Genomic DNA, 14,959 nt, shown 5'->3' with positions numbered 1-14,959 from the left:
CCTTCTCCCGCAGGCGGGAGAAGGAGTCATGCTGCCAAGCTTAGGATTCATTTCCCTCTTGGCGATCTGCCCCCGACCGGCTATAAGGCCCTCTAACGTGGCGCGTGGCCGGAAGGTCCCGCGCCGCGACTGTTTTACGGCGCGCGTTCTTTTGCGGCGCCACAGGCAAGTCAGGCAAGCGAATGGTCAACCCGTTTACGTTCCTGCAGGAAGTGCGCACCGAGGCGAACAAGGTCACTTGGCCGACCCGCCGCGAGACGATGATCACGACCGGGCTCGTGATCCTCATGGTGCTGTTCGCGAGCCTTTTCTTCGTCGTGGTCGATTCCGCCCTGCGCTTCGGCGTCGGCGTGCTGCTGCAGGCCGGCCAATAATTCTTTTATAGGAGCTGAGCGCGCCCCATGGCCATGCGCTGGTATATCGTCCACGCCTATTCGAACTTCGAGAAGAAGGTCGCTGAGTCGATCCGCGAAGGCGCCGCGCAGCGGGGCCTGGCCGAGGCTTTCGAGGAAATCCTCGTGCCGACCGAGCAGGTCGTCGAGGTGCGCCGCGGGCGTAAGGTGTCGACCGAGCGCAAGTTCTTCCCCGGCTATGTGCTGGTGAAGTGCAATCTGACGGACCCGGTGTTCTCGCTCATCAAGAACACGCCGAAGGTCACTGGCTTTCTCGGCGCCGACAACAAGCCCATGCCCATCTCCGAAGACGAAGCGATGCGGATCAAGGGCCAGGTCGCCGAGGGCGTCGAACGTCCCAAGGCGACGATCAGCTTCGAGGTCGGCGAGACGGTGCGCGTCGCGGACGGTCCCTTCGCCTCCTTCAACGGCCTGGTCGAGGAAGTCGACGAGGCCCGTTCGCGCCTCAAGGTGGCGGTCTCGATCTTCGGCCGCCCGACGCCTGTCGAACTGGAATTCGGTCAGGTCGAAAAAGTCTGACGCTGCGGGAGCCCGCGAGGCGCGGCGTCAGATCGCGGCCAAGGCCGCCGCCGCAATCATCCATCCTGCGGATGCGAAGCCGACTGTGGTCGCGACGCAGCTCAGCAACATCCAGGCGAGGAACGCGCTAGGCGGCGACGCGACATAGCTGGGCCGGAGGGCGCAGACGAGAAAGCCCGCCGGATTGAAAAAGGCCCCGAAACAGGCGCTCGCGACGGCCCATCCCGGGGGGACGACCGCAAGCAGGCGGAACAGTCCGAAAAAGACAAATAAGAATAACGCCATCATCAGATAGTCGATGTGCGATTTCAGCAGGTCTTTGATATTTGGAATCCAGCGGGACGCCGCGCCGCTTCCTTTCGCCGTAATGAGGAGCAGCCATGCTTCGATGAGCGCGACGAAGAGACAGGCTGAGGCGCTGAGGGCAAAAACGGCAAGCGGCATGTAAGTTCCTTTCCGAACTGGCGTGGCTGAGCTAGGTCTGCAGTATGGCCCCTTTCGCAGCAGCCAGCTTGCATGGACGCGCGGAAAGACTTGACCGGAGGCGCGAAGCGACGGTTCATGTCGCAGCCCTCGAACTCCTGCGGTGTATCGATGGAAGCGCGCGATCTACGCTTCGATTTGCCTGGCCTTTCGCTGGAGCAGCGATTGCGGCGGTGGCGGGACGCCGTCGGCGATCATCTCGTCGATGTCGACATGCGCGCTCCAACCGACGCGCCGGTCCGCGAGGCCTTCACGGGCTCGATGACGGTTCATCCATTTCAGGACGGGACGCTCACCCTCGTCGACGCGGCGTTCCAACGCCTGGATCGCACGGCGGAACGTATTCGCCGCGCGTCGACGGAGACGGCTTTGCTTACCCTCATTCTCTCGGGGGAATGCCGCATCTCTCAGCGCGACCGCGTCGCGCGCCTTGGGCCCGGCGACCTCTGCCTTTATGAAAGTGTGAGCCCCTATCGGCTAGAGGTCGCGGCGCGCACCCGCGCTATTGTCGTGACCGCCGACCGCGCGAGCGTCGAAGCGGCGCTTGGCGATCTTCGTCCTTTCGTCGCGGCGCCTTTGTCGTCCGCATCCGCTCCCGGCGGGTTGGCGGCGAATTACTGGAAGGACCTTGTTTTGCGGCTGCCGGCCCTCGACCCGATGAGCACGCGCCGGCTCGTCGCGGCGGGTCTCGAAATCGTTTCCGCGGGCCTTGCCGTCACATATGGCCATGCGCAACCTGCTGGCGCAGCGCTGACCTTGCGCCGGGCCAAGGCCTTTATTGCCGGGAATATTCACCGCGAGTCTTTGAGCGGGAAAATGGTCGCCACGGCCGTCGGATTATCCGAGCGCCGGCTTCAGGAGCTGTTTCAGCAGGACGGCGCGACGCTCTCCGGCCATATTCGGCGGGCGCGCCTGGAGGCGGCGCGCCAACAGCTTGCCGATCCCGCTTTCGAGCATGTTTCAATCGGTCGGATCGCCGACAATTTCGGTTTCCCCGACGCTGCGCATTTCAGCCGCGCCTTCCGGGCGAGATTTGGGGTGAGCCCGAGAGAAGCGCGCGCGGCGTCTTCCCGAAGAGCGGAACGCGGCGTTGCGCCGCGCGCAAAATGATTTGCCTTCCCGCTCCACTCCGCTATAAGACCGCCAGCCCTCCCTCAGAGGGCTTTTTTCGTTCCTCTAAAGGAACGAAAACCGACGTGGCGGGTCCGCCCTGACGCCATCGGGGAGAACGGATCGGACCACGGACTGCAACCGATGGCCCGCGTGCGTCAGCGTGCGGCGTCGTCATTCGTTGGAGAAAGCAAATGGCGAAGAAAATTGCCGGCTACATAAAGCTGCAAGTGCCGGCCGGCGCGGCGAACCCCTCGCCGCCGATTGGCCCCGCGCTCGGTCAGCGCGGTCTGAACATCATGGAGTTCTGCAAGGCGTTCAACGCCAAGACGGCGCAGATGGAGAAGGGGACGCCGATCCCCGTCATCATCACCGCCTATCAGGACCGCTCCTTCACCTTCGAGATGAAGCAGCCGCCGGTCTCCTTCTTCCTGAAGAAGGCCGTTGGCCTCAAGATCGGCAAGAAGCCGGCCTCGGGCTCGAAGACTCCTGGCCGTAATGTCGTCGGCAAGGTGACGCAAGCGCAGATCCGCGAGATCGCAGAGAAGAAGATCGTCGATCTCAACTGCGCGTCGATCGAATCCGCAATGTCGATGATCGCCGGCTCCGCCCGCGCGATGGGCCTCGAGGTGGTGGAGTAAGATCATGGCGCATATCGGAAAACGCATCGCCAAGGCCCGCGAGGGCATCGAGCGCACCAAGCTCTACGGGGTCGACGACGCTGTAAAGCTCGTGCGCAGCCGCGCCACGGCCAAGTTCGACGAGTCGGTCGAGATCGCCATGAACCTCGGCGTCGACCCCAAGCACGCAGACCAGATGGTCCGCGGCGTGGTCAATCTACCGAATGGCACGGGCCGCGTTCTGCGCGTCGCCGTCTTCGCGCGCGGCGCCAAGGCGGATGAAGCCAAGGCCGCCGGCGCCGATGTGGTGGGCGCCGAGGATCTGGTGACGACGGTGCAGGGCGGTCAGATCGATTTCGATCGCTGCATCGCCACCCCGGACATGATGCCGCTCGTCGGCCGTCTCGGTAAGGTGCTCGGCCCGCGCGGCATGATGCCGAACCCGAAGGTCGGCACGGTGACCATGGACGTCGCCGGGGCGGTGAAGGCCTCCAAGGGCGGCGCGGTCGAGTTCCGCGTCGAGAAGGCCGGCATCGTGCAGGGCACGGTGGGCAAGGCCTCTTTCGACGAGGGCAAGCTCGTCGAGAACATCAAGGCCTTTGTGGACGCGGTCGCCAAGGCCAAGCCGCAGGGCGCCAAGGGCACCTATATCCAGCGCGTCGCCATCAGCTCGACCCAGGGTCCGGGCGTGAAGGTCGACGTCGCAACGCTCGGCGCCACCGGGGCGTAAGGGCTCATTACCCGATTAGAGAAAAGCCGGCAGGGAAACCTGCCGGCTTTTCGTTTTTCTCTTGTGGCGCAGATCAGGAGCTTGGAGGCCTCGGCTATAGGAGCTCCTGCCATTTCCGCGCGCCGTGGAGAACGCGCACAATCTCTACGCCGTCATCAACTTCACGATAAGCCAGGAGATAGTTGCCGGAGGCGAAGACACGTAGGTCAGGCCGGACTTCAGGCCGGGCGACGCCCATCTTCGGCATTTCAGCAAGACGCTGGCAGGTGTGGCGAACGCCCTCGAACCATCGAAGCGCCGCCGAGGGACTGTCCTCGGCAATGTATGAAACAATCTCTTCGATATCTCGTTCGGCCTGAGGCCGAAGCTTGAAACTCATTTCTCCGAGAATTTGGGGGCGAGGTTAGCCCTTAGCCGGGCGAAAGCATCCTCGCCGTCGTTCGGAGGACCGCTTTCCATTCCTTCATCCCAAAGCCGCCGTAATTCGCCAATCGCCTGCTCGCGCTGCTGGCGGCGCAGCTTCCAGTCCCGCAGCGCTTCGCGCATCAGCTCACTGGCCGAGGCATATTCGCCCGTTTCGACAGCCTCTCGCATCATTGCCGCCATTTCCGCCGTCACGGCCACGCTGATCTTTTCGACCCTGCCCATCGCGCAGTTCTCTCCTTGCCGTGATGGTAGGGAAAATTACCACCGCTTTCAACGGACCCACAGCGCAATCCGGGCGCTCTCTCGAGCCTGGCGCGCGAAGTGCCTGAATTCACTGGGAGCTTGCGTCTCAAACAAAAGCGCCCGCCGAACCGGCGGGCGCTTGCTCTCCATCCGTCTCAGCGGACGATCAACTGGTCCTTTACCTGGGTGAGAACCTCGCCGGTGACGATCTTCTTCGCCGCCAGTTCGTCGACCTGCTTGAACGGGCGCGCCTTCACGATGGCTTCGGCGATCGTCTTGTTGAAGCCCTTCACCTCGGAGAGCTGCTGGACGGTCGCGGTATTGAGGTCCAGGCGCTGGGCTTCGGCCGCCATTTTGGCGGAGGGCGCCTGAGTCATGGTCGCGACCGGGGCGGGCGTCGTGGGCTTGGCGACCGGCGCTTCGGCGAGGGCCGGGGCGGCGGCGAGGAGGGCGGCGGCGAGAAGAAGATTGCGGATCATCGCTTGAAACTCCTGGTGGTCGAGACCGTGTCTCGATGGATTGGAGTTTCGTTCAAAGCTGCTGAACCGCCGCTGAGGGCGCCGTTCAGCCGCCGTTTAACAAAGTGGTCTCGATGGCCGTTACTTGGTTTTGCGGCAGACGGGGTCTTTCGGCACGCAGGCAATGCCCGGAAGCGAGCAGCCGTCGCGCGTGCAGACAATGCAGCCGTCGCTCCATTCCCCACACTCTGGGTGATCGTCGCCGAATGCAGGCACGGGTTTTTGCGACGCATGGGACGGCGCCGCTGCGTCGGGCGCAGCGGGCGACGTCTGAGCGACGGCGACGGGGATAATAAAAACCGTCAGCAGCGCGACCAGCCGAAGGCTCATTTTTCGCCGACCCGCTTCACCGTGTCGAAGCCCTTGGCCTCCAGGGCGAGATGCAGCCGGTTCTGCAACCCGTTGTCGTCGCCTTTGACGAGCAGCGCGGCGTTGTCGGCAATGGCGTCGCAGAGCGCCTCGACCCAGGGCTCCTCGCTCTTGGCAAAATCGTTCAGCACATAGCTGTGAACCAGCGCCTTATCGCCGGGATGCCCGATGCCCATGCGCACGCGCTTGTAGTCGTTGCCGACATGGGCGGTGATGGATCGCAGCCCATTATGGCCGGCGACGCCGCCGCCGATCTTGATGCGGCATTTGGCGGGCGCGAGGTCCAGCTCGTCGTGGAAGACGATGATGTCGCCCACGGGAATTTTGTGAAAGCGCGCGGCCTCGCCGACGGAACGGCCGCTCTCGTTCATATAGGTCTGGGGCTGGAGCAGCAGCACTTTCTCGCCGCCGATATTGCCTTCGCTCACAAGGCCCTGGAAGCGGGCGCGGGCGGTCGCAAAGCCGTGGCGACGGGCGATGGCTTCGAGCGCCATGAAGCCGATGTTGTGGCGGTTCTTGGCGTATTGGCGGCCGGGGTTGCCGAGGCCGACGAAGAGAAGCATGGCGGCAGACTCCGAGAGCCCCCACCCCAACCCTCCCCCGCTTCACGGGAGAGGGAGCAGGCGCGTGGCGTCACGAAGCAGTCGACAACGCCGGTCTCGAGCGTTCCCTCTCCCGCAAAGCGGGGGAGGGACAGGGAGGGGGTAAATCCCTTACTTCTTGCCCTTGGCGGGCGCGGCGGCGGCCGGAGCCGCTTCCTCTCCGCCGCCGGCCGGCGGGGCGAGGCTCGCCACGGTGAAGTTCTTGTCCGGATTCGTGGGCTTGCAGCCCTCGGGCAGCGGAATCTGCGACATGCCCAGCGAATCATTGAAGTCCATGCCGGCCAGATCGGCGACGATCGCCTCCGGGATGTTGTCGGCCGGCACGTACATCTCCACCGCGTGATACACGATGTTGAGCGAGCCGCCGCGCTTCAGACCAGGCGACGTTTCCTGGTTGATGAAGTGGACCGGCACGTTCACCTTGAGGCGCGAGCCGGGCTTCAGGCGCAGGAAATCCACGTGGATCGGGAAGTCGCGCACGACGTCGAGCTGGTAGTCGCGCGGAATGGCGCGCTCCTTCTTGCCGTCGATCTCGAGTTCGAAGATCGTCGTGAGGAAGTGGCCCGCGAAGATCAACTGGGTCGTGACCTTCTTGTCGAGCGACAGCGGTAGAGGCGCTTCGCCGCCACCATAGAGCACTGCTGGAATACGGCCCTCACGGCGAACGCTGCGGGCGGCCCCCTTGCCGGTCCCGCTGCGCACCGTGGCCGCGAGCGTTTTCATCTCGGCCATTTTCGGTGTCCTTTAGAAAAAGAAAAAGCGCCGCTGGCCTCCAGGGGTGTCGGAAACGCAGGCGCTGAGCGGGAGCTTATAGGGGAGGGGCGCGGTTGAGGCAAGGCGGATGCGTCAACGCCTCGCTTGCGTCGAATCGCCGACCACCTTTAACAGGATTGATATTGCGTAGTTGAGGGCGGGACCACAACAGGGGGCTACGGGGGGATCAGGCTTCATGACAATAAACCAATCGCGCCGCCGGGTCGTCGTTACCGGCATGGGCGCCGTCTCGGCAGCGGGCGTCGGGGCGTCGGCCTTATGGGCGGCGGCGCGCGACGGCGTGTCCTGCGTCCGGGCGCTAAAGCTTGCCCGGCCCTATCAGGGGCGCATCAAGATCGCGGCGCAGGTTCCGGACTTCGATCCCTCGTCGCACATCGAGCCGGAGCTGCTGCCTTATTGCGACCCTTTCACCCAATACGCCATCGTCGCCGCCGATGAGGCGGTCGCCCAGGCGGGCTTTGCGCGCAAGGAGATCGGCGGGCCGCGCACCGCGGTCGTCATCGGCACGGGGATCGGCGGGGCCCATACGATCGACGACACCTCCTACCATGAGTATGCCGAGGGCGTGCGCCCCGAGACGCTCGCCGTGCCGCGCCTCATTCCCAGCGCCGCGCCGACGACGCTCGGCATGCGCTACGGCGCCAAAGGTCCGACCTTCGCGCTTGCCTCCGCCTGCTCTTCGGCGACTCAGGCCATCGGCGAGGCGTTTGAGATGCTGCGGGCCGGCCGCGCCGATCGCGCCGTCGCCGGCGGCGCCGAGGCCTGCGTCATCAACGGCTCGATGCGGGCGTGGGAAGCGCTGCGGGTGCTCACCCCCGATTTCTGCCGGCCCTTCTCGATGAAGCGCAACGGCATGACGCTCGGCGAAGGCGCTGCGGTCTTCATCCTGGAAACGCTGGAGTCGGCGCGGGCGCGCGGCGCGACGCCGCTGTGCGAGCTTGCTGGCTACGGTACGACGAGCGACGCTTTCGATCCGCTGCGCGCCGATGTCGAAGGCCCGGCCCGCTGCATGCGTCTGGCGCTCGAGAGCGCGGGGATCGAACCGTCGGCGGTCGATTATCTGAACGCGCATGGCACGGCGACCTACGCCAACGACATCACCGAGTCCGAAGCCATGCGCGCCGTCTTCGGCGACCGGCCGCCGCCGGTGTCCTCGACCAAGCCGATCCACGGCCATGCGCTGGGCGCCTCGGGCGGTCTGGAGCTCTGCGTGACGATCAGCGCCCTGCGGGACCAGGTTGCGCCGCCAACGATCAATTTCGTGGAAGCGGACCCCAAATGCCCGGTCGACGCCATCCCCAAGGAGGCGCGCAAAATGCCGATCCGCGTGGCGCTCTCGAATTCCTTCGCTTTCGGGGGGATTAACGGGACGCTCGCCGTGAGGGCGATGTAAACCGGGCGGATTCTGGACCGCGAGCCTTCAGGCTCGCCTTTTGCCTGCGCGCCTGAAGGCTCGCGGTCCAGGCCGCCCTGCTCCCGCGCCGCCGCGCTTGCCACCCCTGCCGCAAAGGCCTAGGAAGGCCCTCGCTTTCTATCATGGTTGACGAGCGATGACGGAACAGGGGAAAGAGCCCGACCGCGCCCCAAAAGAGGCGGATTCCGGCTCGAAAACTGGCAAAGCCGGGACCAAGAAGAACGCCGCCGCGCTTTCCGCGGCGCTCCGCGCCAATTTAGCGCGCCGCAAAGCTCGCGAGCGGGCGCAAAAGGCGGCCGCGCAAAAGAGCGACAGCGAGGATTAATGGATAAGATCAAAATCACCGGCGGCGCGCCCTTGAACGGCGTCATCCCGATTTCCGGCGCCAAGAACGCCGCGCTGCCGCTGATGATCGCCTCGCTGCTCACCAAGGAAACGCTGACGCTCGAAAATATGCCGCAGCTTGCAGACGTCACGCAGCTCGAGCGCATTCTCGGCAATCATGGCGTCGATTTCACCATTTCCGGCAAGCGCGCGACCGACACGGAAAACTCCGGCCGCACGGTGCATTTTACCGCGCGGGACATCGTCGACGTGACCGCGCCCTATGAGCTTGTTTCGCGCATGCGGGCGAGCTTCTGGGTGTTCGCGCCGCTTCTCGCCCGCATGGGCGAATGCCGCGTATCGCTGCCGGGGGGCTGCGCCATTGGCACGCGGCCCGTCGATCTTCTGCTGATGGCGCTCGAAAAGCTCGGCGCCAATATCGAAATCGAGAACGGTTATGTGGTCGGCAAGGCCAAGGACGGGCTTGTCGGCGCAGAGATCGACTTTCCGAAAGTCACGGTCGGCGGCACCCATACGGCGCTGATGGCGGCGTCGCTCGCGCGCGGAACCACCGTGCTGCGCAACGCTGCGCGCGAGCCGGAGATCGTCGATCTCGCTGAATGCCTCATCAAAATGGGCGCGCGCATCAGCGGCGCAGGGACCTCGACGATCGAAATCGAAGGCGTGACGTCTCTTGGCGGCGCGCGCCACGCCGTGATGCCGGATCGCATCGAGACGGGCACTTACGCCATGGCTGTGGCGATGACCGGCGGCGACGTGTTGCTCGCGGGCGCACGCGCAGACAGCCTGCAGGCGGCGCTCGATGCGCTCAGCGAATCAGGCGCAACGATCACCGAGACGAATGAGGGCTTGCGCGTCTATCGCAACGGGGCGGGCATTTCCCCGGTCGACGTGGAGACGGCGCCTTTCCCGGCCTTCCCGACGGATTTGCAGGCGCAGTTCATGGCGCTGATGACCCGCGCCCAGGGAACGTCGCGCATCCGCGAGACGATCTTCGAGAACCGCTTCATGCATGTGCAGGAGCTTGCGCGTCTCGGCGCGCGCATCAAGCTCGAAGGGGATACGGCGATTGTGACGGGCGCCGACCATCTCGAGGGCGCGCCCGTGATGGCGACCGACCTTCGCGCCTCTGTGTCGCTCGTCATCGCGGCGCTTGCCGCGCGCGGCGAGACGACAATCAATCGCGTCTATCACCTCGATCGCGGCTTCGAGCGGCTGGAAAAGAAGCTCTCCGGCTGCGGCGCGCAGATCGAGCGCGTCAGCGGGCAGGGGTAGACACATCTCCGTCATTGCGAGCGAAGCGCAGTAATCCAGAGCCGTGAGCGCCGCGCTGGATTGCTTCGTCGCTGACGCTCCTCGCAATGACGGTCGCTCCGCCAAGGTGGAGACGTCATTCCCGGCAGGCTGAAAGCCTGGCCGGGAATCCAGAGCAAGCGCGACATTCTCGCGGCGGCCTCACCGGATTCTCGTCCACCGCCTCAGAGCAATGACCTGAACTCTTCCTCGGTCATTCCTGTTTGTTCGATTATCAACCTCAGCAACGCCCTCTTGATATCGCCGCTATGCATTGGGACGACGGTGGTGCGCTTTGTCTCCGGATGGCGATAGGTGGCGTGGCTGCCTTTCTGGCGCTGGAAGACGAAGCCCGCTCTTTCGAGCGCCCTGGCGACCTCTTTGGCGTCGAGGCTCGGAAGGCGCGGCGTCATTGGCCTCAGGCGGCGATGTCGGCGCGGACCATGACGCCAAGCGTCACCGGCCGGTCGATCTGGCCAGTTTCCGGAATCGGGTCCCCGTTGGCCGCGAGCGTCTCTATGTAAACCGCCAGCGCCTCCTCGGCGTTGCGCACAGCGGATTCATAGGTCTCTCCCCAAGTCTGGCAGCCAGGAAGCGTCGGAAAAACAGCCAGATAACCGTCTTCGTCGCTACAGGGCTCGATCGAGAGGGGGTATGAGAGCGTTTTGAGCATGTACTCAATCTAGCAGGTTCGATCGCTAGAAGGGAGTGAATGCTCGACTCATGGCGTTCGGCGCGCCTGAAGGCGCGCGGTCCTGGCGGCATCGGACCGCAAGCCTTCAGGCGTACAGCCTTTCAATCACCCGCGCGCCGCGAGCGGCACGACATTGTGCAACTGATCCGCCGAGTCGAAGAAACGGCGCAGATTGCGCGCGGCCTGGCGAATGCGTTGCTCGTTCTCGACCAGCGCCAGCCGCAAATAGCCTTCGCCGTGTTCCCCGAAGCCCTCGCCCGGCGCAACGGCGACGTCCGCCTTCTCGATCAGGAGCTTCGAGAATTCCAGGCTCGACATCGAGCGGAAACGCTCCGGCACAGGCGCCCAGGCGAACATCGATGCGCTCGGCGCCGGGATCGGCCAGCCGGCCTGGGCGAAGCTCTCGACCATCACGTCGCGGCGCTTCTTGTAGATGGCGCGCATCTCCTTGATGCAATCGTCGGGGCCGTTGAGCGCCGCCGTCGCCGCCACCTGCACAGGCGTGAAGGCGCCGTAATCGAGATAGCTCTTCACGCGCGCCAGCGCGGCGCAGAGCCGTTCGTTGCCGACAGCGAAGCCCATGCGCCAGCCGGCCATGGAGAAGGTCTTCGACATGGACGTGAATTCGGCGGTCACGTCGATCGCGCCCGGCGCCTGCAGCACGGACGGCGGCGGATCGTCGTCGAAATAGACTTCCGCATAGGCGAGGTCGGAGAGAATGAAAATCTCGTGCTTCTTCGCGAAGGCGACGAGATCCTTGTAGAAGTCGAGCGAGGCGACTTCCGCCGTCGGATTCGACGGATAGCAGACGATCACCGCGATGGGCTTGGGGATCGAATGCGCCATCGCGCGCTCCAGCGCCGGGAAATAGTCGGGCGTCGGCGCCGAGGGCACGGAGCGGATGACGCCGCCCGCCATCAGAAAGCCGAAGGCGTGGATGGGGTAGGAGGGGTTCGGCACCAGCACCACGTCGCCCGGCGCGGTGATCGCCTGGGCCATATTGGCGAAGCCTTCCTTGGAGCCGAGCGTCGCGACGATTTGCGTCTCGGGATCGAGCTTCACGCCGAAGCGGCGCGCATAATAGCCGGCTTGCGCCCGGCGCAGGCCGGCGATTCCCTTGGAGGCGGAATAACGGTCGGTGCGCGCCTTGCCGGCGGTCTCGACGAGCTTGTCGACGACATGCTTGGGGGCGGGCAGGTCGGGATTGCCCATGCCCATGTCGATGATGTCGGCCCCGCCGGCGCGGGCTTTGGCCTTCAGCCGGTTCACTTGCTCGAAGACATAAGGAGGCAGGCGCTTGATGCGATAAAAATCCGACATTCTGTCTTTGTTCCGGGGGAAGGTCGCGAGAGGGAGAGTTTAGCCGATTTGGGCGGCGTGCGGGAGGGGGCGCTTTTTACGCGCCGAGAGCCCGGGTTCCGGCGGCGGAGAAAGAGCGGCGCGCGAATCGCCTGGAGCCTGGCGGCACAAGTTCTTGTGGAAATCGGCCCTTGCGTTCATCTGTCTGAAAGACTGTCTCTTTCCGTGCACGTCGAAAACTGGCGCAGGGCCTGCTATAGCAGCAGCGATCCCCGGGGTGGGGCGTTTCGTTTCAAGGGTAAATCATGCAGCTCGACGCACAGAGCAAGGAAGCTCCGGCAAAGAACCTGGTCGAGCCGGAGGCGAAGACCGAAAAGCCTCTCGACGAGGATATTCGCCTCCTCGGGCGTCTGCTCGGCGAGGCTGTGCGCGAGCATGAAGGCGACGAGGCTTTCGAGCGTATCGAGACCATCCGCCGCCTGTCCGTCGCGGCCAGCCGTAACATGGATCAGGACGCTGCCGCGAAGCTCGACGCTTTGTTGCGTTCGCTCACGGCCAAGGAGGCGACGTCGGTCATTCGCGCCTTCAGCTATTTCTCGCATCTCGCCAATATCGCCGAGGATCTGCATCCGCTCAAAGAACGCGCCCGCGCGCTTGCCGACGGCGGGACGCTCGATGAGCCGAGTCTCGCGCGCTCGTTTTCGCATTTGCGCAAGGCGGCGATCGGTCCCGGCAAAATCGCCTCGGCCCTGTCGCGCGGCTGGATTTCGCCCGTGCTCACCGCCCATCCGACCGAGGTGCGGCGCAAAAGCCTGCTCGACGCGGAGCGCGCCATTTTCACGCTGCTCGCCGCTCATGAGAATCTCAAGGGCAAGGAGCGTACGCGCAACGAGATGGAGCTGCGCGCCCGCGTCACGCAATTGTGGCAGACCGAGCTTCTGCGCGAGTCGCGCCTGACCGTGCGCGACGAGATTGAGAATTCGCTGTCCTATTACCGTTCCACCTTCCTGCGCGAGATTCCGAGGCTCTACGGCAATATCGAATCGAAGCTCGACGGGTTGCGCGTCCCGCCCTTCCTGCGCATGGGCGCCTGGGTCGGCGGCGATCGCGACGGCAATCCGAACGTCACGGCAGATTCGCTCTCGACGGCGCTGCGCATGCAATGCGAGACGGCCTTGCGCTTCTATCTTGCCGAGGTGCATGCGCTCGGCGCCGAGCTGTCGATCTCGCGGCGCTATGGCGGCGCGACCAAGGCGCTCGAGGATCTTGCGGCGCGTTCGGGCGACGATAATCCGCACCGCGACAACGAGCCCTATCGCCGTGCGCTGATCGGCGTCTATTCGCGTCTCGCCGGCACGCTGGAGAAGCTCACGGGCCAGCAGGCCATGCGTCATGCTCTGGCGCCGGGCGAGCCCTACGCCAATAGCTGGGCCCTCCTCGCCGATCTTGTGACGATCGACGAATCCTTGCGCGTCCATCACAGCGAAGTGATCGCCTCGCAGCGCCTGGAGCCGTTGATCCGCGCCGTGGAAGTCTTCGGCTTCCATCTCGCGACGCTGGACCTTCGCCAAAGCTCAGACCGTCACGAAGAAACGCTCTCGGAGCTTCTCGCGGCGGCGCGCGTCGCCGAGGACTACGCCGCGCTGCCCGAGGCCGAAAAGCAGCAGCTTCTCATGCGGCTCCTCTCCGACCCGCGTCCTGTGCGTTTGCCGGATCGGGTCTATAGCGACCGCACGATGAGCGAACTTGAGATTTTCGAGCGCGCGGTCGAGATGCGCCGCCTTTATGGCGATGAAGCGATCCGCCATTACATCGTCAGCCACACCGAAACCGTGAGCGACCTTCTGGAAGTGCTGCTTCTGCAGAAGGACTGCGGCCTGATGCGCGGGACGCTCGATCCGCGCGACGCGGAGGCGGTGGCGGCCGATCTCATCATCACGCCGCTGTTCGAGACCATCGGCGATCTGCGCAATGCCGCGCCGATCATGCGCGAATTCTACGCGCTGCCGGGCATCCACCGGCTCGTCGTCAATTCCGGGGCGCAGCAGGACATCATGCTGGGCTATTCGGACTCCAATAAAGACGGCGGCATTCTCACGAGCATTTGGGAACTCTATCGCGCCTCGACCGCGCTCGCTGACGTTTTCGCCTCCATTCCCAATGTCGCCATGCGGCTCTTCCATGGGCGCGGCGGAACGGTTGGGCGCGGCGGCGGCCCGAGCTACGACGCCATTCTGGCGCAGCCGCCGGGCACGGTGAACGGCCAGATCCGCCTCACCGAACAGGGCGAGGTGATCGCGGCGAAATACGCCAATCCGCAGATCGGCCATGTCAATCTGGAGCTGCTCGTCGCCGCGACATTGGAGGCGACGTTGCTCTCGCAGCACAAGGCGCCCGCTCCGGAGTTTCTGGAGATCGCGGAAGAATTGTCGCGATCCGGCATGGCCGCCTATCGCGGCCTCGTATATGAGACCGACGGCTTCGTGGATTATTTCTTCGCCTCGACGCCGATCACCGAAATCGCTTCGCTCAACATCGGCTCGCGCCCGGCGTCGCGAAAGCCGTCGCGCAAGATCGAGGATTTGCGCGCGATCCCCTGGAGCTTCTCCTGGGCGCAGGCGCGCGTGGCCTTGCCGGGCTGGTATGGTTTCGGCTCGGCGATCGCGACTTATCTGGAGCAGGATCACAAGACGCGCCTCGAGCTGTTGCAGCGCATGGCGGCGGAATGGCCCTTCTTCCGCTCGCTGCTGTCCAATATCGACATGATCCTGTCGAAGACCGATCTCCAGATCGCGCGGCACTATGCCGAGCTGGTCGAGGATCGCGCTCTGGCGCAGCGCATTTTCGCGATGATCGAGGCCGAGCATGCGCGGTCGATCGACGCGCTGACGCAGATATTGGGCACGACGGAGCGGCTTGCCGACAACCCGGCGCTGGCGCGCTCCATCCGCCAACGCTTCCCCTATATCGCGCCGCTCAATTACATCCAGGTCGAGCTGATCCGCCGCCACCGCGCCGGGATGATCGACGACGAGATTCGCGAGGGCATTCTGATGTCGATCAACGGCATTTCGGCCGGCCTGCGCAACACGGGCTGACGCCTCCGC

General features: G+C 64.7%; 18 protein-coding genes. 8 read left to right on the top strand and 10 right to left on the bottom strand.

The features are described 5' to 3' along the window. Positions 1-182: 182 nt before the first annotated feature. Together secE and nusG are read left to right on the top strand one after the other, a co-directional pair. Positions 183-374 (top strand): preprotein translocase subunit SecE, encoded by a 192-nt coding sequence (gene secE / locus JJT62_RS17195; RefSeq protein WP_202074007.1) that lies wholly within the window; start codon positions 183-185, stop codon positions 372-374. 27 nt (positions 375-401) lie between these two features. Further along, positions 402-932: a transcription termination/antitermination protein NusG gene (gene nusG / locus JJT62_RS17190; RefSeq protein WP_165052571.1), complete on the top strand. Its 531-nt coding sequence runs from the start codon at positions 402-404 to the stop codon at positions 930-932. Between the two features lie 27 nt (positions 933-959). Here the strand turns inward: nusG and JJT62_RS17185 are convergent, their stop codons facing one another. Next, positions 960-1,376 carry a hypothetical protein gene (locus JJT62_RS17185; protein WP_202074006.1) on the bottom strand — a complete coding sequence of 139 codons (417 nt, stop codon included), beginning with the start codon at positions 1,374-1,376 and terminating at the stop codon, positions 960-962. Between the two features lie 117 nt (positions 1,377-1,493). On the opposite strand from JJT62_RS17185, the gene JJT62_RS17180 reads away from it, so the two are divergent. The 3 genes from JJT62_RS17180 to rplA all read left to right on the top strand — a co-directional run bounded on the left by JJT62_RS17180 (position 1,494) and on the right by rplA (position 3,875). Further along, positions 1,494-2,525, top strand: a complete 1,032-nt coding sequence (locus JJT62_RS17180) for a helix-turn-helix domain-containing protein (protein ID WP_202074005.1) — start codon at positions 1,494-1,496, stop codon at positions 2,523-2,525. Positions 2,526-2,719: 194 nt separating this feature from the next. Beyond that, entirely contained in the window at positions 2,720-3,166 is a 447-nt protein-coding gene (rplK, locus tag JJT62_RS17175; protein ID WP_165052563.1) for a 50S ribosomal protein L11, read from the top strand. A gap of 4 nt (positions 3,167-3,170) precedes the next feature. Continuing rightward, entirely contained in the window at positions 3,171-3,875 is a 705-nt protein-coding gene (gene rplA, locus JJT62_RS17170) for a 50S ribosomal protein L1 (RefSeq protein ID WP_202074004.1), read from the top strand. Between the two features lie 94 nt (positions 3,876-3,969). On the opposite strand, the gene JJT62_RS17165 is transcribed toward rplA, so the two are convergent. The 6 genes from JJT62_RS17165 to JJT62_RS17140 all read right to left on the bottom strand — a co-directional run bounded on the left by JJT62_RS17165 (position 3,970) and on the right by JJT62_RS17140 (position 6,765). Further along, positions 3,970-4,254, bottom strand: a complete 285-nt coding sequence (locus JJT62_RS17165) for a type II toxin-antitoxin system RelE/ParE family toxin (protein WP_202074003.1) — start codon at positions 4,252-4,254, stop codon at positions 3,970-3,972. Continuing rightward, a complete protein-coding gene (locus JJT62_RS17160; protein ID WP_370568580.1) occupies positions 4,251-4,499 on the bottom strand; it encodes a type II toxin-antitoxin system ParD family antitoxin in 249 nt (82 codons plus the stop codon). Before JJT62_RS17160 ends, JJT62_RS17165 begins: the two co-directional genes overlap by 4 nt. Positions 4,500-4,699: 200 nt before the next feature. Beyond that, positions 4,700-5,023, bottom strand: coding sequence for a helix-hairpin-helix domain-containing protein (locus tag JJT62_RS17155; protein WP_202074001.1), 324 nt, complete (start codon positions 5,021-5,023; stop codon positions 4,700-4,702). Positions 5,024-5,143: 120 nt separating this feature from the next. After that, positions 5,144-5,392 (bottom strand): hypothetical protein, encoded by a 249-nt coding sequence (locus JJT62_RS17150; RefSeq protein ID WP_202074000.1) that lies wholly within the window; start codon positions 5,390-5,392, stop codon positions 5,144-5,146. Then, positions 5,389-5,994 carry an aminoacyl-tRNA hydrolase gene (gene pth, locus JJT62_RS17145; protein WP_202073999.1) on the bottom strand — a complete coding sequence of 202 codons (606 nt, stop codon included), beginning with the start codon at positions 5,992-5,994 and terminating at the stop codon, positions 5,389-5,391. The genes JJT62_RS17150 and pth overlap by 4 nt, the downstream gene beginning before the upstream one ends. 150 nt (positions 5,995-6,144) lie before the next feature. Then, entirely contained in the window at positions 6,145-6,765 is a 621-nt protein-coding gene (locus tag JJT62_RS17140) for a 50S ribosomal protein L25/general stress protein Ctc (RefSeq protein WP_202073998.1), read from the bottom strand. Positions 6,766-6,982: 217 nt separating this feature from the next. Between JJT62_RS17140 and JJT62_RS17135 the strand changes: the two genes are divergently transcribed. Both JJT62_RS17135 and murA read left to right on the top strand, forming a co-directional pair. Then, positions 6,983-8,200, top strand: a complete 1,218-nt coding sequence (locus JJT62_RS17135; RefSeq protein WP_202073997.1) for a beta-ketoacyl synthase — start codon at positions 6,983-6,985, stop codon at positions 8,198-8,200. 345 nt (positions 8,201-8,545) lie between these two features. Beyond that, on the top strand, positions 8,546-9,841 hold the full coding sequence (gene murA / locus JJT62_RS17130) for a UDP-N-acetylglucosamine 1-carboxyvinyltransferase (RefSeq protein WP_202073996.1): 1,296 nt from the start codon (positions 8,546-8,548) through the stop codon (positions 9,839-9,841). Between the two features lie 203 nt (positions 9,842-10,044). On the opposite strand, the gene JJT62_RS17125 is transcribed toward murA, so the two are convergent. The 3 genes from JJT62_RS17125 to JJT62_RS17115 form a co-directional block, all read right to left on the bottom strand. Next, positions 10,045-10,272, bottom strand: coding sequence for a type II toxin-antitoxin system HicA family toxin (locus tag JJT62_RS17125; protein ID WP_202073995.1), 228 nt, complete (start codon positions 10,270-10,272; stop codon positions 10,045-10,047). A gap of 5 nt (positions 10,273-10,277) precedes the next feature. Next, positions 10,278-10,532, bottom strand: coding sequence for a type II toxin-antitoxin system HicB family antitoxin (locus JJT62_RS17120; protein WP_202073994.1), 255 nt, complete (start codon positions 10,530-10,532; stop codon positions 10,278-10,280). A gap of 126 nt (positions 10,533-10,658) precedes the next feature. Further along, on the bottom strand, positions 10,659-11,873 hold the full coding sequence (locus JJT62_RS17115; protein ID WP_202073993.1) for an LL-diaminopimelate aminotransferase: 1,215 nt from the start codon (positions 11,871-11,873) through the stop codon (positions 10,659-10,661). Positions 11,874-12,157: 284 nt separating this feature from the next. On the opposite strand from JJT62_RS17115, the gene ppc reads away from it, so the two are divergent. Next, entirely contained in the window at positions 12,158-14,950 is a 2,793-nt protein-coding gene (gene ppc / locus JJT62_RS17110) for a phosphoenolpyruvate carboxylase (protein ID WP_202073992.1), read from the top strand. Positions 14,951-14,959 lie beyond the last annotated feature (9 nt).

Source organism: Methylocystis sp. Sn-Cys, from assembly GCF_016745395.1.
Taxonomy (GTDB): Bacteria; Pseudomonadota; Alphaproteobacteria; order Rhizobiales; family Beijerinckiaceae; genus Methylocystis; species Methylocystis iwaonis.
This window is presented reverse-complemented; position numbering and strand designations above follow the sequence as displayed.

What these genes read in the sequence shown, in the direction of transcription:
- secE (WP_202074007.1), top strand. Translation starts at nt 183, where the DNA reads ATGGTCAACCCGTTTACGTTCCTGCAGGAAGTGCGCACCGAGGCGAAC.
- nusG (WP_165052571.1), top strand. Translation starts at nt 402, where the DNA reads ATGGCCATGCGCTGGTATATCGTCCACGCCTATTCGAACTTCGAGAAG.
- JJT62_RS17185 (WP_202074006.1), bottom strand. Translation starts at nt 1,376, where the DNA reads ATGCCGCTTGCCGTTTTTGCCCTCAGCGCCTCAGCCTGTCTCTTCGTC.
- JJT62_RS17180 (WP_202074005.1), top strand. Translation starts at nt 1,494, where the DNA reads ATGTCGCAGCCCTCGAACTCCTGCGGTGTATCGATGGAAGCGCGCGAT.
- rplK (WP_165052563.1), top strand. Translation starts at nt 2,720, where the DNA reads ATGGCGAAGAAAATTGCCGGCTACATAAAGCTGCAAGTGCCGGCCGGC.
- rplA (WP_202074004.1), top strand. Translation starts at nt 3,171, where the DNA reads ATGGCGCATATCGGAAAACGCATCGCCAAGGCCCGCGAGGGCATCGAG.
- JJT62_RS17165 (WP_202074003.1), bottom strand. Translation starts at nt 4,254, where the DNA reads ATGAGTTTCAAGCTTCGGCCTCAGGCCGAACGAGATATCGAAGAGATT.
- JJT62_RS17155 (WP_202074001.1), bottom strand. Translation starts at nt 5,023, where the DNA reads ATGATCCGCAATCTTCTTCTCGCCGCCGCCCTCCTCGCCGCCGCCCCG.
- JJT62_RS17150 (WP_202074000.1), bottom strand. Translation starts at nt 5,392, where the DNA reads ATGAGCCTTCGGCTGGTCGCGCTGCTGACGGTTTTTATTATCCCCGTC.
- pth (WP_202073999.1), bottom strand. Translation starts at nt 5,994, where the DNA reads ATGCTTCTCTTCGTCGGCCTCGGCAACCCCGGCCGCCAATACGCCAAG.
- JJT62_RS17140 (WP_202073998.1), bottom strand. Translation starts at nt 6,765, where the DNA reads ATGGCCGAGATGAAAACGCTCGCGGCCACGGTGCGCAGCGGGACCGGC.
- JJT62_RS17135 (WP_202073997.1), top strand. Translation starts at nt 6,983, where the DNA reads ATGACAATAAACCAATCGCGCCGCCGGGTCGTCGTTACCGGCATGGGC.
- murA (WP_202073996.1), top strand. Translation starts at nt 8,546, where the DNA reads ATGGATAAGATCAAAATCACCGGCGGCGCGCCCTTGAACGGCGTCATC.
- JJT62_RS17125 (WP_202073995.1), bottom strand. Translation starts at nt 10,272, where the DNA reads ATGACGCCGCGCCTTCCGAGCCTCGACGCCAAAGAGGTCGCCAGGGCG.
- JJT62_RS17120 (WP_202073994.1), bottom strand. Translation starts at nt 10,532, where the DNA reads ATGCTCAAAACGCTCTCATACCCCCTCTCGATCGAGCCCTGTAGCGAC.
- JJT62_RS17115 (WP_202073993.1), bottom strand. Translation starts at nt 11,873, where the DNA reads ATGTCGGATTTTTATCGCATCAAGCGCCTGCCTCCTTATGTCTTCGAG.
- ppc (WP_202073992.1), top strand. Translation starts at nt 12,158, where the DNA reads ATGCAGCTCGACGCACAGAGCAAGGAAGCTCCGGCAAAGAACCTGGTC.